The organism is Candidatus Enterococcus courvalinii (assembly GCF_017315945.1).
GTDB lineage: Bacteria > Bacillota > Bacilli > Lactobacillales > Enterococcaceae > Enterococcus_B > Enterococcus_B courvalinii.
Genome location: NZ_JAFLWI010000001.1, coordinates 19,299 through 43,106, shown reverse-complemented (window position 1 = coordinate 43,106; position 23,808 = coordinate 19,299). Strand labels below are relative to the sequence as shown.

22 protein-coding genes are annotated in these 23,808 nt (G+C 36.8%); 15 read left to right on the top strand and 7 right to left on the bottom strand.

Going from position 1 to position 23,808, the window contains the following annotated elements; genetic code table 11:
* Positions 1 to 12 precede the first annotated feature (12 nt).
* From JZO71_RS00215 to JZO71_RS00205, 3 genes are read right to left on the bottom strand one after another with little or no spacing between them, the layout of a single operon-like run.
* Entirely contained in the window at positions 13 to 1,173 is a 1,161-nt protein-coding gene (locus tag JZO71_RS00215) for an MFS transporter (RefSeq protein ID WP_206897585.1), read from the bottom strand.
* Positions 1,174 to 1,223: 50 nt separating this feature from the next.
* Complete coding sequence (locus JZO71_RS00210) at positions 1,224 to 1,982, bottom strand: hypothetical protein (protein WP_206897584.1); 759 nt, start codon at positions 1,980 to 1,982, stop codon at positions 1,224 to 1,226.
* A gap of 5 nt (positions 1,983 to 1,987) precedes the next feature.
* Positions 1,988 to 2,464, bottom strand: a complete 477-nt coding sequence (locus JZO71_RS00205; protein WP_242590323.1) for a MarR family winged helix-turn-helix transcriptional regulator — start codon at positions 2,462 to 2,464, stop codon at positions 1,988 to 1,990.
* A 299-nt stretch (positions 2,465 to 2,763) separates the two neighbouring features.
* Between JZO71_RS00205 and JZO71_RS00200 the strand changes: the two genes are divergently transcribed.
* The 6 genes from JZO71_RS00200 to manA all read left to right on the top strand — a co-directional run bounded on the left by JZO71_RS00200 (position 2,764) and on the right by manA (position 10,642).
* Positions 2,764 to 3,417, top strand: coding sequence for a TetR/AcrR family transcriptional regulator (locus tag JZO71_RS00200; protein WP_206897583.1), 654 nt, complete (start codon positions 2,764 to 2,766; stop codon positions 3,415 to 3,417).
* A gap of 15 nt (positions 3,418 to 3,432) precedes the next feature.
* Positions 3,433 to 5,160, top strand: a complete 1,728-nt coding sequence (locus JZO71_RS00195) for an ABC transporter ATP-binding protein (protein WP_206897582.1) — start codon at positions 3,433 to 3,435, stop codon at positions 5,158 to 5,160.
* Entirely contained in the window at positions 5,157 to 7,046 is a 1,890-nt protein-coding gene (locus JZO71_RS00190) for an ABC transporter ATP-binding protein (RefSeq protein ID WP_206897581.1), read from the top strand. The genes JZO71_RS00195 and JZO71_RS00190 overlap by 4 nt, the downstream gene beginning before the upstream one ends.
* Before the next feature lie 506 nt (positions 7,047 to 7,552).
* Positions 7,553 to 8,389 carry a VOC family protein gene (locus tag JZO71_RS00185; protein ID WP_206897580.1) on the top strand — a complete coding sequence of 279 codons (837 nt, stop codon included), beginning with the start codon at positions 7,553 to 7,555 and terminating at the stop codon, positions 8,387 to 8,389.
* A gap of 232 nt (positions 8,390 to 8,621) precedes the next feature.
* On the top strand, positions 8,622 to 9,647 hold the full coding sequence (locus JZO71_RS00180) for a serine hydrolase domain-containing protein (protein ID WP_206897579.1): 1,026 nt from the start codon (positions 8,622 to 8,624) through the stop codon (positions 9,645 to 9,647).
* A gap of 38 nt (positions 9,648 to 9,685) precedes the next feature.
* The gene (gene manA, locus JZO71_RS00175) at positions 9,686 to 10,642 is read left to right on the top strand and encodes a mannose-6-phosphate isomerase, class I (protein ID WP_206897578.1); all 957 of its coding nucleotides are present in this window, start codon (positions 9,686 to 9,688) and stop codon (positions 10,640 to 10,642) included.
* A 78-nt stretch (positions 10,643 to 10,720) separates the two neighbouring features.
* On the opposite strand, the gene JZO71_RS00170 is transcribed toward manA, so the two are convergent.
* From JZO71_RS00170 to JZO71_RS00160, 3 genes are all read right to left on the bottom strand, one after another.
* A complete protein-coding gene (locus tag JZO71_RS00170; RefSeq protein ID WP_206897577.1) occupies positions 10,721 to 11,431 on the bottom strand; it encodes a type 1 glutamine amidotransferase in 711 nt (236 codons plus the stop codon).
* Positions 11,424 to 12,776 carry a Mur ligase family protein gene (locus JZO71_RS00165; protein WP_206897576.1) on the bottom strand — a complete coding sequence of 451 codons (1,353 nt, stop codon included), beginning with the start codon at positions 12,774 to 12,776 and terminating at the stop codon, positions 11,424 to 11,426. Before JZO71_RS00165 ends, JZO71_RS00170 begins: the two co-directional genes overlap by 8 nt.
* Positions 12,777 to 12,962: 186 nt before the next feature.
* Positions 12,963 to 14,363, bottom strand: coding sequence for a TrkH family potassium uptake protein (locus JZO71_RS00160; RefSeq protein ID WP_206897575.1), 1,401 nt, complete (start codon positions 14,361 to 14,363; stop codon positions 12,963 to 12,965).
* A 195-nt stretch (positions 14,364 to 14,558) separates the two neighbouring features.
* Here JZO71_RS00160 and JZO71_RS00155 point away from each other — a divergent pair, with 195 nt between their 5' ends.
* The 4 genes from JZO71_RS00155 to lepB all read left to right on the top strand — a co-directional run bounded on the left by JZO71_RS00155 (position 14,559) and on the right by lepB (position 17,395).
* The gene (locus JZO71_RS00155) at positions 14,559 to 15,245 is read left to right on the top strand and encodes an epoxyqueuosine reductase QueH (protein ID WP_206897711.1); all 687 of its coding nucleotides are present in this window, start codon (positions 14,559 to 14,561) and stop codon (positions 15,243 to 15,245) included.
* Positions 15,246 to 15,340: 95 nt separating this feature from the next.
* Complete coding sequence (locus JZO71_RS00150) at positions 15,341 to 15,802, top strand: A-agglutinin attachment subunit precursor (protein WP_206897574.1); 462 nt, start codon at positions 15,341 to 15,343, stop codon at positions 15,800 to 15,802.
* Complete coding sequence (locus tag JZO71_RS00145; RefSeq protein ID WP_206897573.1) at positions 15,799 to 16,575, top strand: DUF6681 family protein; 777 nt, start codon at positions 15,799 to 15,801, stop codon at positions 16,573 to 16,575. Before JZO71_RS00150 ends, JZO71_RS00145 begins: the two co-directional genes overlap by 4 nt.
* Before the next feature lie 247 nt (positions 16,576 to 16,822).
* Positions 16,823 to 17,395: a signal peptidase I gene (lepB, locus tag JZO71_RS00140; protein WP_206897572.1), complete on the top strand. Its 573-nt coding sequence runs from the start codon at positions 16,823 to 16,825 to the stop codon at positions 17,393 to 17,395.
* 364 nt (positions 17,396 to 17,759) lie between these two features.
* Here the strand turns inward: lepB and JZO71_RS00135 are convergent, their stop codons facing one another.
* Positions 17,760 to 18,359, bottom strand: coding sequence for a class I SAM-dependent methyltransferase (locus tag JZO71_RS00135; protein WP_206897571.1), 600 nt, complete (start codon positions 18,357 to 18,359; stop codon positions 17,760 to 17,762).
* Between the two features lie 248 nt (positions 18,360 to 18,607).
* On the opposite strand from JZO71_RS00135, the gene JZO71_RS00130 reads away from it, so the two are divergent.
* The 5 genes from JZO71_RS00130 to glyA all read left to right on the top strand — a co-directional run bounded on the left by JZO71_RS00130 (position 18,608) and on the right by glyA (position 23,637).
* Positions 18,608 to 19,198 (top strand): thymidine kinase, encoded by a 591-nt coding sequence (locus JZO71_RS00130; protein ID WP_206897570.1) that lies wholly within the window; start codon positions 18,608 to 18,610, stop codon positions 19,196 to 19,198.
* Between the two features lie 2 nt (positions 19,199 to 19,200).
* Positions 19,201 to 20,274 carry a peptide chain release factor 1 gene (gene prfA, locus JZO71_RS00125; protein ID WP_206897569.1) on the top strand — a complete coding sequence of 358 codons (1,074 nt, stop codon included), beginning with the start codon at positions 19,201 to 19,203 and terminating at the stop codon, positions 20,272 to 20,274.
* Positions 20,267 to 21,103 (top strand): peptide chain release factor N(5)-glutamine methyltransferase, encoded by an 837-nt coding sequence (gene prmC, locus JZO71_RS00120; RefSeq protein WP_206897568.1) that lies wholly within the window; start codon positions 20,267 to 20,269, stop codon positions 21,101 to 21,103. The genes prfA and prmC overlap by 8 nt, the downstream gene beginning before the upstream one ends.
* Positions 21,104 to 21,299: 196 nt before the next feature.
* Positions 21,300 to 22,322, top strand: coding sequence for an L-threonylcarbamoyladenylate synthase (locus tag JZO71_RS00115; protein ID WP_206897567.1), 1,023 nt, complete (start codon positions 21,300 to 21,302; stop codon positions 22,320 to 22,322).
* A gap of 70 nt (positions 22,323 to 22,392) precedes the next feature.
* A complete protein-coding gene (glyA, locus tag JZO71_RS00110) occupies positions 22,393 to 23,637 on the top strand; it encodes a serine hydroxymethyltransferase (protein WP_206897566.1) in 1,245 nt (414 codons plus the stop codon).
* Positions 23,638 to 23,808: the final 171 nt, after the last annotated feature.

Here is a 23,808-nt window from a genome sequence, read left to right as displayed (position 1 = left end):
CACCACCTCCTTCTATTTTTTGTTAGTCGACATTAAATAATAAACTATTGATACGATTACTCCCGTAATGGCAAGTAAGGACATCACCCAAAATGAAATCTTCATATTGTAGCTGTTACTTAAAATGCCTACTAAAATGGGTAACAAAGTCATGCCAATTGCATAAATCGCTTGGAAAATTCCCATTGCGCTCGATTTTTTTGAGTCAGGTATGCTAGCCATAGCTTCTGATGTTAGTAAAGAAAATAAGATGCCTGTTCCGACTCCTGGAATAACCTGTAATAAGAAAATCAATAAAATACTTGGCGCTAAAGGAATGAAAAAACAGTAGGCTGCTAATAAAGCGAAAGATAGAATCACTGTCGCTGCAGTCTTTTTTTGATTGAAATTAGACATGGAAGCCAGTTTGGAAAAAGTAACGGCGGACAACATATAAATAATAGATGAGAGACCAACTTCAAGACCGCTGGCACCCATACTTGCAATTACTTGATTAGTGAAAGACATTGTTGCAGCCATTTGGATTCCTTGTTGAATCAAAGCTAGACAAGCAAACAAAAGCAACTTGCCATTTAAACCAACTCTTAATAATTCTCCAACTGTATGTTGTTCAGAAACAGGCTGACTGTTTTCTAATCTTGTAGAAATAGCGAAGCCAATCAAGCCGGCAATAATACTTAACAGACAAATGTAACGCATACCAAGGTGATTATAGAATAAACTACTAGTAAGAAACCCTAATAAAATCCCCATGTTATTGGCCATAATGATTTTGGCAGTGGCTGAACCTTGATTGAAACCATCATGTAGACTCATGAAGTACACCATGAAAGAAATCCAAGTGGCACTGGCAAAACCGGACAACACATTTCCAATCAGAAATCCAATTGCATTGGGTAGGAAAAATCGAAATAGTGAAGCTACACCCGCTAAAAGAGTTCCGATTTCAATCAATCGTTTATGATTGGGTCTTAAATCGGCAATCACACCTACTGGAATACGCAAGACCATTTGTGAGATACCGTAAGCTCCTACGATAATACCGATAAAACTTGTGGCAACATTCATAGACGCAAGAAAGGGTGTTTGAAATGGAATATATACATATTGTGCAAACCAAAAAAATACGACGATAATTAATAAAGTTGTTTGTTCCTTTTTAATAATAAACACTTCCATCTAATTTTAAGAATAAACTTGTAAATATATTTGACGTGGTCAAATTAGATAACGTAGGAAAGCCATTGTCTAAATTCACAGGCTAAATGATACTGATGCTTTTGGATCATATAATTTGGCAATATGGAGGGAAACTCGACTAATGCTCTAAAACGTAATCCATTTCCTTCACGTTTGATCTGATGACGTACACCGCCAATAATAGTACCGTCTTCTAACTTAGCAGCACCGGCAGCCTGGATTGTGAACCCGTCTCCCAGTTTTGAAGTCAGACCTGTTTCATCACCATAGTGGGCAAAGAAACGGTTAGGGAAGGGCGAACCACCCGTAATTTCCACTACTTCTTGGATATTTTCAGCAGTACTGATCAAGACAAAATGATCGGGATTCGTAGCTAAGTTTAGATATAAATGCTCGGAAGTATTTTCTAACATGATAGTTTCGATTGCCGTCATCACTTCTTCCGGTGACTTGTCGGAATTTGGAATCACAAATTCAGTCATACTATATTTTCTTCTTCTAGAAAGAGGAACGGCTACTTTCGAGGCCAAATTGCCTAAAGTATATTTTCTTTTCAATAAAGTTCTAAAGGTTTCAGGATCATAAGAAGCTTTTAACTTTGCTAACTCTATTCTTGCTTTATCAACGTCCTTATTTTGAACATCCACTAGAAATTGGTCATTAAATTTAAATCCATTCTTCGTTAAAAACTTATATTCTTTTTTCAAACGAACCAATTCCCACTCATCAATTTTTTCCTTAGGTAAAACTTGTCCATTGATTTCAATAATCATTTTTTTCATTTTGATCAATCCTTCCCAGATAATTTTGCTTGGTATTCCTTGATATTAAAGGAAACTTTTTTTAGGATTTCCATGATTGTTATTAATTGTTCTGCAGAGAAGGTAGCCATTGCCTCTTGAATCGAATCATATAATTCTTTATGCAAAGAGTTATGCGAGTTGTAGACTTGTTTACCTTGATCTGTGAGGGAGATCAGTTTGTTCTTTTTATTCACTTTTGTTTGAGTCACAGTGATCAGATTCATTTTTCTTAGCGTTGGAATTTGTTGAGAGATAGCTCCCTTAGTAACACCCAAACGCTCAGCTAAATCTGTAATCGTCGAATCGGGGTAGTTCCCAATCATCTCAATCAGATGGATCATACTAGTGCTAAGCTTTAGATCCTCAGTGATATTTATTGGTCGTTTTTGAATTTGTGTCATTAAATTATTGACTTTAATAAATTCTTCTATTAGTTCGTTAAATTGTATATTTGAATTCAAATAAATCACCTCATTTTATAATGATACGATTATAGTATAGTCCTAAACTATAAAAAGCAAGAGATTTGTTTAGAGCTATACGATTATCGGCATGCTAGCCCTCCATTTCATATTCGAAATATTGTCAAGAATAAGAAAAGTCTGAACAGAAACACGCTAAAAATACTTATCTCATTATACGGAGAAACTAAATGAAAAAAGTAATGTAAAAAACTTGCAAAACAGTCTATTGGTGTTATAATGACATAGCGTCATATGACAACGTGTCATTCGAGAGAAAAAACGAAAGGAGGAGGACTATGCCAACACAAACATTTTTTCATTTACCAAAAGAAAAGCAACAACGATTACTTGCTGCTGCGAGTGCGGAATTTTCACGAGTACCGTTGAAGGATGCGTCAATTGCTAATATCGTGAAGTTAGCTGAGATACCACGAGGTAGTTTTTACCAATACTTTGAAAATAAAGAAGATCTTTACTTCTATTATTTTGAAACACTACGACGTGATAGTTCACGAGACATGAGGAACTTGATGAAAGAAGTTCACGGAGATCTTTTTGAAGGATTTGAGCTTTATTTTGAAAAGATGATTCGGGAAATTTTAGCGGGGGAAAATTCTGCATTTTACCGACATTTATTCATGCACATGGATTATCGTGCTTCACGTAAAGTGACTCCTCATCTTTCTGAAGAAGAAAAAGCAAAGAAAATGCCACATAAAAGGCATAAGCAAGATACACAAGCATTGATTGAAGTAATTGATCAAACGAAGTTAAAAGTAAAAGATTCACATGAATTAGAACTATTGATTTCACTACTGATGAATATTGTGTTTTCAACGATTGCACATTCATATAAGTCGCTTTCAGTGATTCAGGACTACTCAGTTGAACAAGCAATTGAAGAATTTAAGTTAAAGCTTTCTTGGTTGAAAGAGGGAGCATATAAGTAGAAAGAAGGGGAATAGATGCTGAAAATTATTAAACGAATTTCCATTACTTCTGCAATTGCTGCAGTTGGTTTTATGGTTGTTCAAGTTTTAGCAGACTTGTACTTACCAACATTGACATCCAATATTATTGATAAAGGGGTAGCCAAAGGAGATATTGATTATATTTGGCAAACCGGAATTGTCATGATCGGATTTTCATTGATTAGTATTTTAGCTGCTATTGGGAATACTTTTTTTGCGACACGTGAGTCACAAAAATTAGGTAAAAAGTTACGCTCAGATGTTTATCAAAAAGCAGAAAGCTTAACAAACGATGGCTTTGACAAATTTGGAACAGCATCATTGATCACAAGAACAACGAATGACGTGACTCAAATCCAAATGGTTGTTCAGATGTTTTTACGAATGATGATCAATGCACCTATTACATTGATTGGTGCAAGTTTTCTTGCTTACCAAAAGGATCAAGAGTTAACAAAAATCTTCTTGGTAGTTATCCCAATCATGCTAGTTTTAGTTGGCGGTATTATGTATTTTGCAGTGCCATTGTTCAAGAGTATGCAAAAGAAAACAGACCGTTTGAACTTAGTTTTCCGTGAAGGGCTAACTGGTGTCCGCGTGATTCGGGCGTTTGACAAAACAAAGTTTGAAGAAAACCGTTTTGATTTAGCAAATAAAGATTACACAAATACAGCGATTCGAGTGAATTCGATTGTCGCATTGATGATGCCATTGATGACATTGATCATGAGTGGAACAAACGTAGCAATCACTTGGTTTGGTGGACACTACATAGCTGAAATGAATTTAGAAGTTGGGAATTTAATTGCTTTTATGACTTATGCGATGCAAATCCTAATTAGTTTCATGATGCTATCAATGATTTTTATCATGGTTCCTCGTGCACAAGCTTCTGCTGATCGGATCAACGAAGTATTAGATGAAGATATCGATATTACGGATCCAAAAAGTCCAAAAGAAGTAACCCTTGCTAGAAAGTCTGCAACACTGGATTTTGACCATGTGGATTATCGTTATCGTGGTGCGGAAAAATTGGCGCTAGAAGATATCGATTTTCGTGCGAAATCGGGAGAAATCGTTGCAATTATCGGTGGAACGGGATCTGGTAAAACAACGTTAGTGAATTTAATTCCTCGACTTTATGAGATTGAATCAGGTGAGATTCGTTTAAATCAAACGGATATTCGTGAAATGACTCAAGAAAATTTGCGTGAGCTGATTGGTTTTGTTCCACAAAAGGCGATTTTATTTTCTGGTACAATTCGAGAAAACATGCGATACGGATCACCGAATGCGACGGATGAGATGATCTGGAAAGCATTAGAGATTGCTCAAGCAAAAGACTTTGTTTCTGAGTTGGAAGACGGACTTGATAGTCATGTTGAACAAGGCGGAGGGAATTTTTCTGGTGGACAAAGACAACGGTTGGCGATTGCTCGTGCATTAGTCAAACCAGCGGATGTCTATGTTTTTGACGATTCATTTTCTGCGCTTGATTTCAAAACAGATGCGAAACTTCGTCAAGCATTGAAACAAAACATGACCGACAGTATCACTGTCTTAGTGGCGCAACGCGTAAGTACGGTCATGGATGCAGATACGATTTTAGTTTTAGATGAAGGCAAATTAGTTGGCAAGGGAACACACAAGGAACTGTTAGAAACAAATGAAACGTATGCAGAAATCGTTCGTTCACAATTAAGAGAGGAGGACTTAGCATGAGTAAAGAGAATACACAATCCTCTCATGGATCAATGCGTGGCGGAGGCGGTCATGGACCTGGGCGCAACATTGGTGCAAAAGGAGAAAAAGCAAAAAATTTCTGGGGGACAGTTCATCGGCTCTTCAGTTATATGTCAAAACGACTAGTTGCGATTGTTTTAGTATTTGTTTTGGCAATCGCAGCAATCATTTTCCAAATCCAAACGCCAAAAGTTTTAGGTCGTGCAACAACCGAAATTTTTAAAGGCGTCATGATTGGTGCAGAACAGATGCAACAAGGTCAAAAAGTAACTGAGTTTCCAATTAATTTTGACAAAATCGGTCAAATTATTGCGACCGTTATTATCATGTATGTTATTGCTGCTGTTTTTAGTTTCTTACAACAGTTTATTATGACACGTGTCTCACAACGAACAGTCTATGATTTACGTAAGGATTTAGAAGCTAAAATGAATCGAGTACCCATTTCTTATTATGATACACATACGAATGGTGACATTATGTCTCGGGCAATCAATGATATGGACAACATTGCAAGTACTCTTCAACAAAATCTGACACAATTTGTAACAAGTATAGTGACACTAGTTGGAGTTATCGTGATGATGCTATCGATTAGTTGGCAGTTGACATTAGTTGCTTTACTTATGATTCCGCTAAGCTTGATCGTTGTGATGATCGTCGCACCTAAGTCACAAGTATACTTTTCAGATCAACAAAAGAGCCTAGGCTTGTTGAATAACCAAGTAGAAGAAACTTATGCTGGGCACACGATTGTTAAAACTTTTAATCATACTGGAAAAGATCAAGAAGTTTTTGAAATTGAAAATGAAAAACTTTATGCGTCTGGTTGGAAAGCACAATTTATTTCGGCAATCATCATGCCATTGATGAACTTCGTTAAGAATTTAGGCTATGTGTTTGTCGCTGTCCTTGGTGGGATCAAAGTAGCAAATGGGAATATCTCTTTAGGGGACGTTCAAGCATTCTTGCAATATACGAGCCAATTCTCACAACCAATTACCCAAATCGCTAGCTTAATGAATACGATCCAATCAACCGTGGCTTCTGCAGAACGTGTTTTTGAAGTCCTAGACGAAGCCGAAATGACAGATGAAACTTCAGGACTTCCTGTAGAAGTAGACTCTCCATACAAAGTTCGTTTTGAAAATGTGCAGTTTGGTTATACTGAGGATAATTTATTGATGACTGATTTTAATTTAGATGTCAAACCGGGAGAAATGGTCGCAATCGTTGGGCCAACTGGTGCTGGTAAAACGACACTAATCAATCTGTTGGAACGCTTTTATGATGTGTCTGGTGGAAGCATTCGCTATGAAGGTGTCGATACTCGAGACTTGTCACGTGATGAATTACGGGCTAAATTCTCGATGGTCTTACAAGATACGTGGTTATTTACAGGAACAATTTATGACAACATCCATTATGGCAATGAACAAGCGACAAAAGAACAAGTAATTGCCGCTGCAAAAGCTGCTCACGTCGATGATTTTGTTCGCAAATTGCCAGAAGGATATGACACAGTTTTGAATGAAGATGCAAGTAACATCTCCCAAGGTCAACGTCAATTGATTACGATTGCTCGTGCATTCCTAGCTAATCCCGACGTCTTGATCCTGGATGAAGCAACTTCAAGTGTCGATACTCGAACAGAAATTTTGATTCAACGAGCAATGAACCGTCTATTAGAAAATCGGACAAGTTTTGTGGTTGCGCATCGCTTGTCAACGATTCGCGATGCGGATAATATTATTGTGATGAATCATGGATCAATTGTAGAAACAGGCAATCATGAAGAATTAATGGTGAAAGATGGTTTCTATGCAGACCTTTATAATAGCCAATTTTCTGAAGAAGTTGCTTAATATGAGGTTGTGGCACAAAGCGTTTAGCTCCGAACAGATAACGAGCGAGCACTCAAAATAGCTTTCCATGTTTGAAGTGAGTGCAAGTTATGTGGAGGAGTTGCTTTGGGAACACCGTAAATAAGGTTGTGGCACAAAGCGTTTAGCTCCGAACAGATAACGAGCGAGCACTCAAAATAGCTTTCCATGTTTGAAGTGAGTGCAAGTTATATGGAGGAGTTGCTTTGGGAACACCGTTACTTCTGAAAAAGGGGATGTGGCATAAGTATTGTCACATCCCCTTTTCATATTTGAAATAACTGGCTGATTGGTAACGAAAAACAATTAAAAAACTGTATTCATGGAATACTATTTAGTAGATGCCATCAATTTCTTGACTTTCTTGAAGAAAAAGAAGATGGGCATTACTCCTTGATTAAATAAATTTCACAAAATCTTAGTTATTGCTTGAAAGAAGTGGCATCCATCGTTAAAATATAATTTGACGCAGAAGGGGAGTAGAATAAATGAAGGATTTTAAATTGGGGGCTACTACCTATTTAAAAAGTGTGGCTATCCGAGTCAAAGATCGTGATAAAATGATTGCTTTTTATAAAGATACGGTTGGTTTTGATTTAAAACGTGAAGAAAATGAGTTGGCTATTTTTGGTACACAAGAAAGTGATAGCGAAATGCTTTTGTTAGAAGAAAGCCCACGTGCCAATGATCATATGGGTGAAATCAAAAAGTTGAGTCGCTTTTCTTTGATCATTCCAAGTGTAGAAGAAATGGCAGATATTTTATGCCGTATTCGTAAAACAAATTATCCAATTAAAGATGCAATGGAAGATCAAGCACGTATGGGGATTTTACTAGTTGATCCAGAAGGTAACGAACTTGAAATTTATTACGAAGAAAAAGATGCTGAAAAAGCAGAACCTGACGAAATGGATCAAGAAGCTTTACTGCGAAAATCTGAAGAAAAATTCACGAAGTTAACATCAGGCGCCTATTTTGAAAAAATTCATTTGAATGTTAGCGACCTAGCGAAAGAACGTCAATTTTTGAGTCATGTACTCGGACTAAAAGTACATAACGAAGAAAATGGTCTACACGTATTGAACGAAGGCGATTTTCATGTTGGCTTGAACCAAGCGACAGGTGGAACAATCGACTTACCAACAGATGAAGTGTTAGGACTAGACTTCTTGAAATTTGTTGTGACACCAGAAAACATGGAAATATTGATTGAACATTTACAAGCCGAAAACCTTGATTTCTTCTTAGATAAGAAAAAATCAGTTATCACTGTGTATGATGCGATTGGTATCGAATGGTGGTTTGTCAGCAATCCTAAAAAATAGCTAAATTGATTGGAGTTAGCCAAAAACATGATTTCTTAACGATAGTGTTGGCTTCGATCATTTTGATAAAAGATAAGAGTAGCTGAATAGCTGCTCTTATTTTTTGTGAAACAAATTAATCAAAACAAATTAGCTGAAACAACTTGCTTCACTCTCCAGAAAAATATATGCTTGTGCTGTACGCATAAGCAAATCGTTTAAGAGAGTTTTTAAGTAGAAATGAGGAAAGAATATGTATCCAGAAACCAAACAAATGGTTTTGGCCAAACTCGCGGAAGGTTTTTATCCCGGTGTCGTGGCTGCTTTTATCAAGCAAGGAGAAGTCGAATCATTTGCAGCAGGGCAAGCTCAAATTGTCCCTGAATCACAACCGATGTCAGAAGACTTACTTTTCGATGTAGCATCGTTAACAAAAGTCATTGCTACTACAACACTTGTTTTACGATTGTGGGAAGACGGAAAAATTGAACTAGATCAACCATTGCATCACTATTTACCAGCGTTTGAAAACCAGACGATCACCATTCGTCATCTATTGACGCACACTTCAGATATTCAAACTTGGATTCCTGACCGAGATTCATTGACCCAAGAAGAATTGATTGGTGCATATTTAACATTGCAGCCCGGAGCGGAGTTAGGTAAAACGGTCAAATATACTGATGCAGGGACGATTTTACTTGGTTTGATGTTGGAAGAAATCTATCAAGAGCCAGCGGTTGAATTATTTCAAGAACAAGTTCTTGAACCTTTAGGAATGATGAATAGTTTATTTTTACCTTTTCCATCTAAAAAAATCGTTCCTACTGAACAACTACCATCTGGAGAAGTCTTGAGAGGAATCACTCATGATCCAAAAGCAAGAGTTTTAGCTGAGCATGCGGGGAATGCTGGCTTATTTCTGGATGTAGAAGATAGTATTTCTTTTGTTCAAATGTATTTGGCTAGGGGAAAAGTCAATGGGGGACAATTTTTGACGACACAAACGATTGAGTCCTTACTGCAAGATCATACGCCTGAAAAAAATGGGCAACGATCACTAGGTTGGGATTTAAAATTGGATCGAAAGGATCAACATCCAATACTCTTCCACACAGGATATACAGGAACATTCCTATTAATTGATATTATTAGTCAAGAAAGCTTTATCTTTTTATCAAACCGAATTCATCCAAATGATGCGCGCGAAACATATCTTGAATGTCGTGATGAAATTGTTGAAACTTATCTGAAAGAGAAAGCGTTCTTACAGAAATAGTGCTATAATAGCTATGAAAGTTGAGAGGAGTTTGAATTATGCAAGAACCTATGTTTTTAAAACCAGTTTTCCAAGAAAAAATTTGGGGAGGAAGTCGCCTACGTTCTGTATTTGGATTTGACATTCCTAGTGACAAAATTGGAGAGGATTGGGCAATTAGTGCGCATCCTCATGGTGTAAGTATTGTTGAGAACGGTGAATTTAAAGGTCAAAAATTAGATGATCTTTGGGCAAATCATAAAGAGTTGTTTGGGCATCCCACAGAACCAGTTTTCCCTTTGTTAATTAAAATTTTAGATGCAGAAGACGAATTATCTGTTCAAGTCCATCCAGATGATACATATGGAATGGAACATGAAGGTGAACTAGGTAAAACAGAATGTTGGTATATCATTGATGCAGAGCCAGGTGCAGAAATCATTTATGGTCATCACGCAAAAACACGTGAAGAACTTGCAAAAATGATTGAAGAAGGTCGTTGGGATGATTTATTGAAACGTGTTCCTGTGAAAAAAGGTGATTTCTTCTATGTACCAAGTGGAACGATCCACGCAATTGGTAAAGGAATCATGATTTTAGAAACACAACAAAGTTCAGATACGACTTACCGTGTGTATGATTACGATCGCAAAGATGACCAAGGAAATACCCGTGAATTACACATCCAACAATCAATTGATGTGACAACTGTTCCAGCAAAAACACCAGAATTACACGTAAAAGAAATCCGCGAAGGAAATTCTTCCGTAGTTACGTACCTAGAAACAGAATTCTTTAACGTTTATGAATGGGATGTTAAAGGAATCATGTCATTCAAAAAACATGCACCTTATACGTTGATGACAGTAATTGATGGCGCTGGCGAGTTAGTAGTTGACGGCAAAACTTATTCATTGGAAAAAGGAACTAGCTGTATTATTCCTGACGGCGTCAAAGAATGGACGGTTCAAGGCGAGTTAGCAATCATTGCTTCTGTTCCAGGTGAAAAGAAATAATTGATTGAAAAAATGCAAAAAAGAATGAGCCAAAGCGAATTTCGTTTTGGTTCATTCTTTTTGTTTGCGTTTCTTATATTAAATACTAGGTACGACATTTTGTGTCGTTACAGTTGGTAAATCCAACTCTTTGCCATAACGCTTTTCTAAAGCTAAACGAATCAAACGTTCTGCCAAGTGTTCGTTACGTGCCAAGATAGGACCATGGAAGTAAGAACCATAAACATTCCGGTAAATAACTCCTTCAGACTGATCTTCGCCATTGTTTCCTTCCCCTTGAACAACTTTTCCAAGAGGACGCTCGCCTTCGCCTAAGAAAGTTCGCCCGTTGTGATTTTCAAAACCATAATAAGTTTCGTTGAATTCTTCGTTGTGAATAACGATATCTCCGATAAAGCGATTATTGTCTTGACTAAGCGTATAGTGATCTAAAGCACTAATTCCTTGGATTTTTTCCCCATTAGCGCCCATGTAATAATGACCAAGTAATTGGTAGCCACCACAAATCGCAAGCATAACACCATCATTTTCAATATAGTTTGTCAAAGATTCCTTTTTGTCCTGAATATCTTTTGAAATGATTAGCTGTTCAAAGTCTTGTCCGCCACCGAAAAAGACTAAATCATATTTTTTTTCATCAAAAGTTTCATGGATGCTGACAATTTCAGAATTGAAGGTCACACCCATTTTTTCTGCAACATATTTGAGCATCAATAAATTTCCGTTATCCCCGTAAGTATTCATTAAGTTACCATACAGGTGCGCAATAGTTAATTCATAATTAGCCATTATTCATGCCTCCTTTAATATATCCTTGACTCGCTAATTCTTTACGCAACTGCAAAACAGCGGTATAAGTAGCTAGAATATAAACATGCTCGGTTGGAAGTGTTTTGATTTTTTCAATTACTTCTGGAATTTCTTTTGTTTCCGTTAATTTTTCTTCTGGTATTCCCGCAACTTTTAAACGCAAAGTCATGTCTGTGTGACGATCTCCACCAGAGATAACTGCTGGAATAGCCATTGTTGCGAAGTTCTCATAGTTGCCATCCCAAATCCAACTGACATCAATTCCATCAGCATAATTCGCATTTAATAATGAAACTAATGAAAATGGATAGGGTGCAAGACCGATCATATCAATTACTTGATTGATTCCAACTGGATTTTTAACAAGGATCAATGTACATTTCTTGTCATTGATTGTTATCGTTTCTTGACGTCCAAAAACTTTTTCATCATAGCCTAGACCTTGTTTGATTTTTTCTGGTGCTACGCCATAATATTCAGCCACAGCTGTAGCAGCTAAGGCATTATAAACGTTATACATTCCACCAACTTCGATACCATACTCATGTTCATCAATGACAAAATCAGCAGAAACATTGTCCATACGAATCATTTCAGTTAAACGATAATCAAGCTCAGGACGTTTAAAATCGCAATTTGGACAATAATATTTCCCTAAGTTAGCATAAGTGATCATTTTGTAATGCAAGATATGATGACATTTTGGACATAAGACTCCATCTGTGTTGTAGTGGGCCATTTGTTCGTGATCTTCTTCGTGATCAAAACCATAATATTTGTTTGGATTGACTGTTTGTACCGAATTGAAAATTGGTGAGTCACCATTTGAAATAATCGTTGCATTTGGCGCTTTTGCAGCACCGTCAACAATCATTTTGTATGTTGTATAAATTTCTCCGTATCGATCCATTTGATCTCGGAAAATATTTGTGAATAAAAATAATTCAGGTTTCATATATTCAGTAACTTTACTCAAACTGGCTTCGTCAATTTCGAGAACAGCAAATTTTTTCTGTCCTTTTTTTGGTTTGGCTTGTAAAAACGTTGAAACGATTCCTTGAACCATATTTGCACCAGTTGGATTTGTCAAAACTTCATCAAATTGTTGACGTAAAATATTAACAGTTAAAGCAGTAGTCAATGTTTTACCATTCGTTCCAGTTACGACAACTACTTCATAGTCTTTGGCTAAACTATCTAAAATATGCGGATCTATTTTAAGAGCAAGCTTACCGGGTAAGCTTGAACCACCTTTAAAAAATGTTTTCAATGCCCATTGTGATGATTTTCCAACTGCAATCGCAAATTGACTGCGTATTCCCATTATGTAACCTCCAAAAAACGTCGTGTTGACGAGTAAATTCAACTTATCATACCACATGTTGAAAAAAAGGTTAAATTGCTTTTCTTTTTCTTAAGAAATGGGGGATTTTACAGAGAAATTTAATCGAAAAAAGAAAAAGTTCCTCATGATTGATAAGATCAGGAGGGACTTTTTCAATAAGATGTATTACCCAATAATAATTTTTTCTGACGGATATTCATAGCCTAAATCTCGTGTTTCTTTTGGCACGAACAACATCAATGTGTAAAGCATCCCAATTCGTCCGATAAACATCAGCCCGGCAATCGTGATCTTCCCAATGACAGAAAGATCAGGAGTGATACCTAATGAAAGACCAGTTGTCCCAAAAGCAGAGGTGACCTCTACGATAATCGCTATTAGAGATTGCTCTTCTGTTGCTGATAGAAACAGGATACAGAAGAAGCACATGCCAAGGGACAACATAAATACCACAACGGATTTACGAACATCATCATCATCGATTCTTCGCCCAAAAATATTGATGTTATCTTCGCTTTTCAAGAAAGAGTAGAGATAAAGACCAATGATTGCAACGGTTGTTGTTCGAATACCGCCACCGACAGAGCTTGGACTACATCCGATAAACATCAGTAACGAAAAAACAATTAATGTGGTGATTTGAAAATTACCTAAATCATGAATTTGAAGTCCCGCATTCCGTGTAGTCATTGAATAAAACATGGAATTAATCCATTGGACACCTTGACTGGAAGAATGGAAGAGGTGATCTTTTTCCAATAAATAAATCAACAATGTACCACTAACAAATAAAATGATAAAAGCCAAAACGGCTAATTTGGTAAATAAAGAGAAGCGAAAAGGCAAACGCTCTTTTCGTTTTCGATACAAAAACCATTCACGAACTTCCATTAAAACTGGAAAACCAATCCCGCCAATGAAAATCAAAAACATGATAGCAATCAAAAATGGATAGTCATGAGCAAAAGGCTTGATAGAGTCACCAGTCACGTCAAAGCCAGAATTGGTCACGGCTGATATCGCTTGATAAAAACCATAAAAGATAGCATCGCGCCAGCGCTCAAAGTATCCTTGATAATAGAAATAAATTGAAAATAATGTACCAAAAATCACTTGAAACCAAATTAGAATAGAAAAAGTTGTCCGAATCAAGCGCACAATTCCCGAGAGTCGTGGCTGGTTCATATCTGTCATAATCAGTTGTCGTTGACGCAACGTAATGCGCCTTTTGGATAAAATAATAAAAGCTGTTGAAATCATCATGATTCCTAGCCCGCCGATTTGAAACAGAACCTCCAACAAAATAATGCCAGAATCATTGAATACCGAATTGATATCAAATGTAGAAAGACCAGTCACACTAACTGTGCTGATTGCCATAAATAGCATATCGACAAATGGCACGTGGCTACCTTTTTCTCGGAAAACAGGTAAGTAAAACAATCCTAATGAAAGGATAGTCATCAAAATATAATAAGACACAATGATTTGAATCGAAGTAAAGTGATTCGTAATAAATCGTTGTGTGTGCCGTTGCGTTTTACGCAAAAAAAGCTCAATTTTCAAAAAAAGCAAGCCTCCTTCTTTGAGTGGTTGCTAACAGTATAACAGGTGCAAATGCAAAAGCTCAAAAAAATCGCTAAAATAAGTGTGAGATTCGTCTTTTTGTTTATGAAAAAATAGCATATAATGAAGCAACATTTTAAAAAGAGGTGAACTGGCGTGACGGAAGTAGTTGATGCCACAGAAATAGTTGAAAAAATGAAGAATCAAAAAATAAATTATGATTCTGTTCTAAAAAAAATGATCAAACAATGGGAACAGGCACAGAAAAAGCCAACCATTTTAATCCACACTTGTTGTGCTCCTTGCAGCACGCACACATTAGAATTTATGTCAGAACATGCAGAAGTTACTTTATTCTTCTCGAACTCGAATATTCATCCTAAAAGTGAGTATTTACGTCGACTAGCAGAGCAACAACGATTTGTTGATGAATTTAATAGAAATACGAGTCATCAAGTAAAATTAATCGTTGATGAGTATCGTCCTAGCGTCTTTAACAAAATGGTTTTGGAAAATCAGTTAGAAAATGAAAAAGAAGGTGGCGCACGTTGCACAGCTTGCTTTAATATGCGCTTGGATCTAGTGGCACAAAAAGCACAAGACTTAGGCTATGATTATTTTGGGAGTGCCCTAACGATCTCGCCCAAAAAAAATGCGGCATTAATCAATCAAATTGGAATGGATGTCCAAAAAATATATGGAACTCATTATTTGCCAAGTGACTTTAAGAAAAATAAGGGCTATGAACGTTCGATTCAGATGTGTAAGGAATACGATATCTATCGCCAATGTTATTGCGGCTGTGTATTTTCTGCTAAACAACAAGGGATTGATTTGAAAAAAGTGAATCGTGAAGCAAAGGAATATTTAGCGAATCAATAAAAACTTCATAAAAACGTAAGAAAAAAATAAAAGAATTATGATAAATATCAAGTATCATAGAAAGATCAGATGATAGTAGAAAAGGAAGAGATATGATGCGAAAAGTAGCACCGATTTTAAAACCAATCGCAGTGTTGACCATTTCAACAATCGTGGCAACTGCAACCGGCGTAGTCAATAGCTCAAGTTATCGGGCTCCTAGCTCAAACTCCACGCCGCCAACGACAGAAGAAACAACACCGACCAGTTCTTCTTTACCAAACACTCAATCAACAGAAGCAGGAGTTGAAACAACAGATTCAACAACTTATGAAACACCTACAAGTAGTTCAAAAGATAGTTTTGGTGTAGTGGATTCTGGATCAGTGAATAACGATACGAATAATCAAGCACCAACCACAAGTTCATCTGGAACTGAAGATGATTCCACTACGACTAGTGAGGCGACTGAAAATGATGCAACACCAGAAGCAGAGACAGTGAACTCGCAAGATGCTGCTACAACACAAAAAGCAGGAACACAAATGAGTAATCAGCAAGTAGGTGATAATCAATGACCTTTCTATTAGATTTGATCAATGGTGTGCATAAATTTTTAGGTTATTTGGATATTAGTCCAAAATATTTGAATCGCGGATACACGATTTTAAGTGTGATTCCAACGATGTATTTATTGCGAATCATTTTTGGTTTATGGCAAAATCAGAACTATTTACAATTTTTCCTTTATGGAATTGTTTTTTTAGTTTTAGTTTATTTTATCGTTTTAAACGTTTTTTATTACTTTTTTGATAAAAATTCGAAAGCAGATGTCACGCAAGTATTTGTTAAGTATTTGCCAGATGAAGCCTTCAATATCCAAACAGAAAGCGGCATTCAAACAGGAAATACACTTCAATCAGTTGACACAGAAGAAGTGACTGTTGACTACAATGAGGATTATCAGCTGCAATTGGCTGAAAATATGAGTTACTTGATTGAAAATGGACAAATCAAAGTCAATGATCTTGGTCGAATGGATGGTTTTTTAGTTGATCGCAATACGTTATATCCATATTATTATGTCAAAAAAGTCAGTGAACATGAATATGTGTTGAAGATTGGGAAAAACTATTCGGAACTAGTTGAGGTTGGTAAAATCTATACAAAAGCTAGCCAAGAAACAATCAATCCAGTAGGACTTTTTATTATTGGCGGTGATTTTGTGAAAGATGGCTTACGGTATCATGAGCCTTATCGTCTAAAATTGATTGCGAAAAAAGAACAAGCTCAAACTGTTACTGAAGAACCAATTGTGTACAGTCGAAGCCAGCGTCGAAAACACTCATAAAAAAAGTGAGACTTGCTTGTAAACATTTCTAAAAGAAAACAGATCGTTTCTTTTGGAAAAGAGGCAAGTTTTTCTTTTTTATGCCAAAATTTGAAAGACAGAGGTTACTAAAAATGACACTTTTTCTTTTCTTTATTCTGTAAAAAATGTAGAATAAAAGGTAAGCATAATCTTATGTTATCAACTTTTATTTTTAAACGAATAAAGAGAATAAAAAACGAATACAGAAGACAAAAGGAGGGATAGTGTGAAAAATTTTTTGAAAAACTGGGGCGTATTGATTCTCGTTTTAGCAGCTATTTTGCTAGCTAGAGTCTTTGTCTTTACACCAGTCACTGTCAATGGTCATTCGATGGATCCAACATTAAGTGATGGGCAGCGATTGATTTCATCTAAAATTTCAAAATATGAGCGTTTTGATATTATTACCACGAAAGAACCAGAAGAAGAAGAGCGAATGATCGTGAAACGAATCATTGGGATGCCTGGTGACACGGTGAAGATGGTCAACGATCAACTGACAATCAATGGGAAAGAATATGATGAATCTTATTTGGATGAGTACAAAGAAAAGTTTGCGAATGACAAATTGCAAAACGAGTATTCCTATAATGAATCATTCCAAATTCAAGCGGAAAATTCGACAACTTTTACTAGTGATTTTGAGTACACAGTGCCAGAAGGAAATTATTTGGTGTTAGGCGATAATCGTTTGATTTCAAAAGATAGCCGAATTTTTGGGTTAGTTGATGAGAAATTGGTTCAGGGAAAAGTAGTTTTCCGTTATTGGCCGTTAACAGAAATTTCGTTGATTAGTTAAGGTTGCGGCGTAAAGCGATCAGCTTCGAAAAAATAAAGAGCAACTGACAAAAATAGCATTTCATATTTTTGAATAGTTGAAAGTTATTTCGAGAAGTTGCTTTAGGAACACCGTGGATAAGGTTGTGAAATTTAGGCTTATTTATTGGAGTTACTTCTTGAACACTGTGTATAAGGTTATGACTCCAAGCGGTTAGCTTCAGGCAATAAGAAATTTTTTTCAAAAGTAGCTGTTCATTTCATGGAGAAATACTTAGACGACTGATTGTAGAAAAGAAACGCACTAAATACAAAACGCACTAAATACAAAATGCAACTAACGAAAAAACCAAGAAACAATCTTTGAAGATTGTTTCTTGGTTTTTTTATTTCTGGCTAATGGCTAAAAATAAAGAAGCTGGTTGCTTCATAAAAAGATTTTCTCCTTCATGGAAAGTTTCTAGTTTGAGTGGTGTTAGTCCAGCTTCTGCCAATGATTGTTTCAACTCTTCATGCTCAAATCCATTATGGACTTTTGGATGATTGACTGCCTCGTTTTTATTAAAGTCGATAATGAATAACTGACCACCAGGATTTAATAGATCTGCCAGCTTTTTAAGAATCAATTTAGTATCGGGAATATGTAAAAGTACTAAAGATACCAATAGAAAATCTGCTTTTTGGTTAGGTAAATCATTCGTTAGGTCGGCTAACTGAGTATACACATCACGTAAGTGACCATGAGTTATTTTTTGATCAGTAACAGTTAACATTGCTTCAGAAGCGTCCATGATCCAAGTCTCCTTGAATAAGTTTGCCAAGGGTAAACTAACAAGTCCAGTACCGCCACCATAGTCAATAAAAACTTTTTGGTTTGTTTCTTTGGGTAAATTTTGACGAATTTCTGCACGAATAATTTCTGCGAGCGCTAATCTGTCAGGTGTGTCGTAATGATTCGCCATCTGGTTAAAAACATTTTCAGACATAGAAAATCTCCTTTGCTCTCATTGATGAGAAACTGATTGTACCATAAATTTTCATGTCAGTTGAAACAAAGTTTATTATGTTGGTTCAAAGAAAAAAACAAGACGAGTCTCCTCTTTGCTGAGGGGGATTTGAGACAACTAAAAATGACTTTTCAAACTTATTTCAGCCTGGTTAAAAATTGTCACTGTAAAAAATGATGAAAATCAAGTATAATACCTTAGGAACAAACTGGAAGGTGAACGAATAAATGGCACAACTTTTTTTTAAATATGGCGCAATGAATAGCGGTAAAACAATTGAGATTCTAAAAGTAGCACATAACTACGAAGAACAAGGGAAAAATATTGTATTAATGACCAGTGGTGTTGATACACGTGATGGGATTGGTGTAGTTTCAAGTCGAATTGGATTGAAACGAGAAGCCATACCGGTTTTTGAAGAAACAGATGTATTTGAATTGATTAGCCAAATGATTGATGAAAAAAGACCTTATTGTGTCTTGATTGATGAAGCGCAATTTTTGAAGAAAAAACATGTCATTGCGTTCACAAGAATTGTTGACGAACTAAATATTCCAGTTATGGCATTTGGTTTGAAAAATGATTTTCGAAATGAGTTATTTGAAGGATCAAAATACTTATTGCTTTATGCAGACAAGATTGAAGAAATGAAAACAATCTGTTGGTTCTGTCACAAAAAAGCAATCATGAATTTACATTATATCGACGATCAGCCTGTCTATGAAGGAGATCAAGTCCAAATTGGTGGAAATGAAGCATACTATCCAGTATGTAGACATCATTATTTTCATCCACCAGTTATCAAAGAAGGAGAATAAGCATGTACGATCAATTACAATCAATTGAAGACCGTTATGAAGAACTGGGTGAGTTACTGAGTGACCCAGAAGTGATTACGGATACAAAACGCTTTATGGAATTATCAAAAGAAGAAGCAAATACGCGTGAAACAGTTGAAGTTTATCGTCGTTATAAAGAAGTTGTCCAAGGAATTTCTGATACGGAAGAACTTTTAGGTGAAAAGCTCGATGATGAAATGGCTGAAATGGCAAAAGAAGAGTTAGCGGATCTAAAAAAAGAAAAAGAAGTTTTAGAAGATCGCATCAAAATCTTACTTTTACCGAAAGATCCCAATGATGATAAGAATATTATTATGGAAATCCGTGGCGCTGCTGGCGGAGACGAAGCAGCCTTGTTCGCAGGAGATTTATTCAATATGTACCAAAAATATGCAGAAGCACAAGGTTGGAAAACTGAAGTGATGGAAGCAAATATCACTGGTATTGGCGGATACAAAGAAGTGATCATGATGATTACTGGTGAAAATGTGTATTCAAAATTAAAATATGAAAGTGGCGCACATCGTGTACAACGTGTACCATCAACTGAATCACAAGGGCGCATCCATACATCAACAGCTACAGTTGTTGTTATGCCAGAAGCAGAAGAAGTTGAAATCGATATTGAAGACAAAGACATTCGTACAGATATTTATCACGCATCTGGTGCCGGTGGACAGCACGTCAATAAAACGGCATCTGCTGTTCGTTTGACTCACTTACCAACAGGAATCGTGGTAGCAATGCAAGATGAACGTTCACAGTTGAAGAACCGAGAAAAAGCAATGAAGATTCTACGTGCGCGTGTGTATGACAAAATCCAACAAGAAGCACAAAGCGAGTACGATGCAACTAGAAAATCAGCGGTTGGGACAGGTGATCGTTCAGAGCGTATCCGTACGTATAACTTCCCGCAAAACCGAGTAACTGATCACCGAATCGGGTTAACGATTCAAAAATTAGATCAAATTTTAGCTGGAAAATTAGATGAAATCGTAGACGCCTTGATTATGTATGATCAAACTTCTAAACTGGAAGCTATGCAAAATGGATAAGAAGACATATCGAGAAGCCTTGTTAGGGGCTTCTTCTTTTTTAGAGGCACAAGGCAAAGAAGGTTATAGTATCCAATTCTTATTTCTGGAAAGAAAAAAATGGCAAAAATTAGATTGGTTACTGCATATGAATGAGGCGATTTCAGAAGCGGATCAGCACTTAATCCAAACGGATATGAAATTACTACTAGAAAATCACCCCCCCCAATATTTATTGGGCTATGCAGATTTTTATGGTCATCGACTAAAAGTAACGGAGGCAACTCTTATTCCGCGACCAGAAACAGAAGAATTGGTGGACTGGTGCTTAGGGGAAGTAACGAATTCTGAACAAGCGGTTATTGACATTGGAACGGGTACAGGTGCAATTGCCATTAGCTTAAAAGCTGAAAGACCAGATTGGCAAGTTTCGGCAGTAGATTTATCTGTGTCTGCACTTGATGTCGCAAAAGAAAATGCTGAAAAAGAACAAATAGAAATCGATTTTTATCTAGGGGATACGTTGGAACCAGTCTTAGGTCAACGCTTCGATGTGATTGTTTCTAACCCACCGTATATCAGTCGCAAAGAATGGCAATTGATGGATGAAAGTGTTCGGACGTTTGAACCGAAAATGGCGTTGTTTGCAGAGGATGATGGTTTAGCAATTTATCGAAAAATAGCAAAAGAAGCACCCGCTGCTTTGACTAAAGAAGGAAAGATTTTTCTTGAGATCGGTTTTCGTCAAGGAAAGGCGGTTCAAAAAATCTTTCAAGAGGCATTTCCACATAAAACAGTCAGAGTAAAAAAAGATTTATCTGGAAATGAACGAATGATCCAAGTTTATTAACAGGTCTGTGGATGAAAAAATTTTTTAATGTTTTTTTATAATAAAAGAACACTGATATAACAGTTAAAAAAGCGATTTTAAAACTTATCAACATACTTATCCACTATTGACAAATAACTTATCAACAATATGGGGATAACCTGAGGATAAATCGTTAAAAATCAAGGATTTTCAAAAAAAAGGATGTGGATAGACTGTGGAAACAAAACGATATAATGAATCAGAACTGAAAGAAGCGGCCCAAGCATTACGCGAAGGATCACTGGTAGCTTTTCCAACAGAAACGGTCTACGGATTAGGTGCTAATGCACTTTTAGCCGATTCAGTTGCGAAGGTATTTGCGGTAAAAGGACGACCACAAGATAATCCGTTGATCATCCATGTTGCTTCATTTGACCAAGTAAAAGAATATGTGGATAACTTTCATCCTGCAACGGCTAAAATTGTTGAAAATTTCTGGCCCGGACCCTTGACGATGATTTTTGAAATCAAAAAGGACAAGTTACCAAGTATCGTAACTGGTGGCTTATCCACAGCTGCTTTTCGGATGCCAGATAACAAAAAAACACTTGAGGTTATTCGCCAAGCGGGTGTACCTCTAGTTGGTCCTAGTGCAAACACGTCAGGTAAGCCAAGTCCGACGACAGCCGACCATGTGTACCACGATTTACATGGGAAAATCACTGGGATCATTGAGGATGGAGCAACTCGAATTGGTGTAGAATCAACCGTGATTGATTTAAGTAACCCTAATACAGCACCAATGATTTTACGTCCAGGAGCGGTGACAAAGGAACAGCTAGAAGAAGTTGTAGGAGAGGTTTCTGTGGATCAACATCTGGTGAAAGAATCTGAGACACCAAAATCACCAGGAATGAAATATAAACATTATTCACCTGACACAAAAGTTTTGATGGTTCATACGGAAGATTGGGCAGATGCTATCAAATGGGCAAAAACTAAAGGTCTCAGAGTGGGTGTGATTGCTGGCCCAAAAGTTGCAGAAGAATCACGATTTAATACAGCAGCTGTGTACATGTTTCATGATGATTCTGTTGAAGCTGCGGCAAAAGGTTTATTTGCAGGTCTACGTGGTTTAGATGAACCAATGCTTGGATTGGACTTGATTTTTGTTCAAGTTTTCCCTAACGAAGGGCTAGGTGTCGCTTACATGAATCGTTTGAAAAAAGCGGCGGCTCAAAATTATTTTGAAAAATAGTCTAATACTTTTTACGATGAATTTTTAGTATGATACAATGCAGTATACTAGTTAAAAGGAGCTGTTGTTTGTGGTAGACTACAAAACGTTTGACCCTGATCTATGGAATGCAATTGCACGTGAGGAAGAGCGACAAGAAAATAATTTGGAGCTGATTGCTTCTGAGAATGTTGTTTCTGAAGCGGTGATGGCAGCACAAGGAAGTATTTTAACAAACAAATACGCTGAGGGATATCCTGGACATCGTTACTATGGTGGCTGTGAATTTGTCGATATCGTGGAAAACTTAGCAATTGACCGTGCCAAAGAATTATTTGGTGCCAAATTTGCAAATGTTCAACCACATTCTGGTTCACAAGCAAATACTGCGGCATACCTTGCCTTGGTAGAACCTGGTGATACGATTTTAGGTATGGATCTTTCTGCAGGTGGACATTTAACGCATGGATCACCAGTGAATTTCAGTGGGAAAACGTATCATTTTGTGGCTTACGGCGTTGATCCAACAACAGAAGTCATTGACTACAATGTTGTACGAATCTTAGCACGAAAACACCATCCAAAATTAATTGTTGCAGGTGCTAGTGCTTATGGAAGAGAAATTGATTTTGCGAAATTCAGAGAAATTGCTGATGAAGTTGGTGCAAAATTAATGGTTGATATGGCGCATATTGCTGGTTTAGTAGCTGCTGGTGTTCATCCGAGCCCAGTACCGTATGCGGATATTACAACAACAACGACACATAAAACACTTCGTGGTCCACGTGGTGGAATGATTTTAACAAACAGTGAAGAATTAGCGAAAAAAATCAATAGTGCTGTCTTCCCAGGAATCCAAGGCGGTCCCTTGGAGCATGTGATTGCCGGAAAAGCGGCTGCCTTTAAAGAAGCTTTAACACCAGAGTTCAAAGAATATAGCGAGCAAGTTGTTGCTAATGCGAAAGCGATGGTTAAAGTGTTCAACCAAGCAACAGGTACACGTGTTATTTCTGGTGCCACTGACAACCATTTGATGTTGATTGATGTTCGCGAGATGGGTCTTAATGGGAAAGAAGCAGAAGCGATTTTAGATAGTGTGAATATCACAGTAAATAAAAACTCCATTCCATTTGAAACGTTGAGTCCCTTCAAAACAAGTGGTATCCGAATTGGGACACCCGCAATCACTACACGTGGCTTTAAAGAAGAAGATGCAGCTCAAGTAGCTGAACTTGTTGTGAAAGCTTTGCAATCTAAAGGTGACGATGCGCAATTAGACGAAGTGAAACAAGGTGTTCGTGAGTTGACTCAAAAATATCCGCTGTATTCTAAATAAATAGTTTTTATATTCTTAGCTTGTTGTAAATTATAGTGAGAAGCTGTCTTGGAATACTGTTCATTCGGAAAAAGAGGTAGGACAAAATTTTGTCCTACCTCTTTTTTTGTTGAACACTGTTTCTCATGTGTTTCCTGACCAAGTGAAAGTTGAGCAGTGGATTAGCATAGA

Coding starts and splice junctions, on each gene's coding strand:
- JZO71_RS00170 (WP_206897577.1), bottom strand. CDS start 11,431: ATGGCTAATTATGAATTAACTATTGCGCACCTGTATGGTAACTTAATG.
- JZO71_RS00210 (WP_206897584.1), bottom strand. CDS start 1,982: ATGAAAAAAATGATTATTGAAATCAATGGACAAGTTTTACCTAAGGAA.
- JZO71_RS00195 (WP_206897582.1), top strand. CDS start 3,433: ATGCTGAAAATTATTAAACGAATTTCCATTACTTCTGCAATTGCTGCA.
- JZO71_RS00200 (WP_206897583.1), top strand. CDS start 2,764: ATGCCAACACAAACATTTTTTCATTTACCAAAAGAAAAGCAACAACGA.
- JZO71_RS00145 (WP_206897573.1), top strand. CDS start 15,799: ATGACCTTTCTATTAGATTTGATCAATGGTGTGCATAAATTTTTAGGT.
- JZO71_RS00150 (WP_206897574.1), top strand. CDS start 15,341: ATGCGAAAAGTAGCACCGATTTTAAAACCAATCGCAGTGTTGACCATT.
- JZO71_RS00135 (WP_206897571.1), bottom strand. CDS start 18,359: ATGTCTGAAAATGTTTTTAACCAGATGGCGAATCATTACGACACACCT.
- JZO71_RS00130 (WP_206897570.1), top strand. CDS start 18,608: ATGGCACAACTTTTTTTTAAATATGGCGCAATGAATAGCGGTAAAACA.
- prmC (WP_206897568.1), top strand. CDS start 20,267: ATGGATAAGAAGACATATCGAGAAGCCTTGTTAGGGGCTTCTTCTTTT.
- JZO71_RS00190 (WP_206897581.1), top strand. CDS start 5,157: ATGAGTAAAGAGAATACACAATCCTCTCATGGATCAATGCGTGGCGGA.
- JZO71_RS00155 (WP_206897711.1), top strand. CDS start 14,559: ATGAAGAATCAAAAAATAAATTATGATTCTGTTCTAAAAAAAATGATC.
- JZO71_RS00185 (WP_206897580.1), top strand. CDS start 7,553: ATGAAGGATTTTAAATTGGGGGCTACTACCTATTTAAAAAGTGTGGCT.
- manA (WP_206897578.1), top strand. CDS start 9,686: ATGCAAGAACCTATGTTTTTAAAACCAGTTTTCCAAGAAAAAATTTGG.
- prfA (WP_206897569.1), top strand. CDS start 19,201: ATGTACGATCAATTACAATCAATTGAAGACCGTTATGAAGAACTGGGT.
- JZO71_RS00180 (WP_206897579.1), top strand. CDS start 8,622: ATGTATCCAGAAACCAAACAAATGGTTTTGGCCAAACTCGCGGAAGGT.
- JZO71_RS00165 (WP_206897576.1), bottom strand. CDS start 12,776: ATGGGAATACGCAGTCAATTTGCGATTGCAGTTGGAAAATCATCACAA.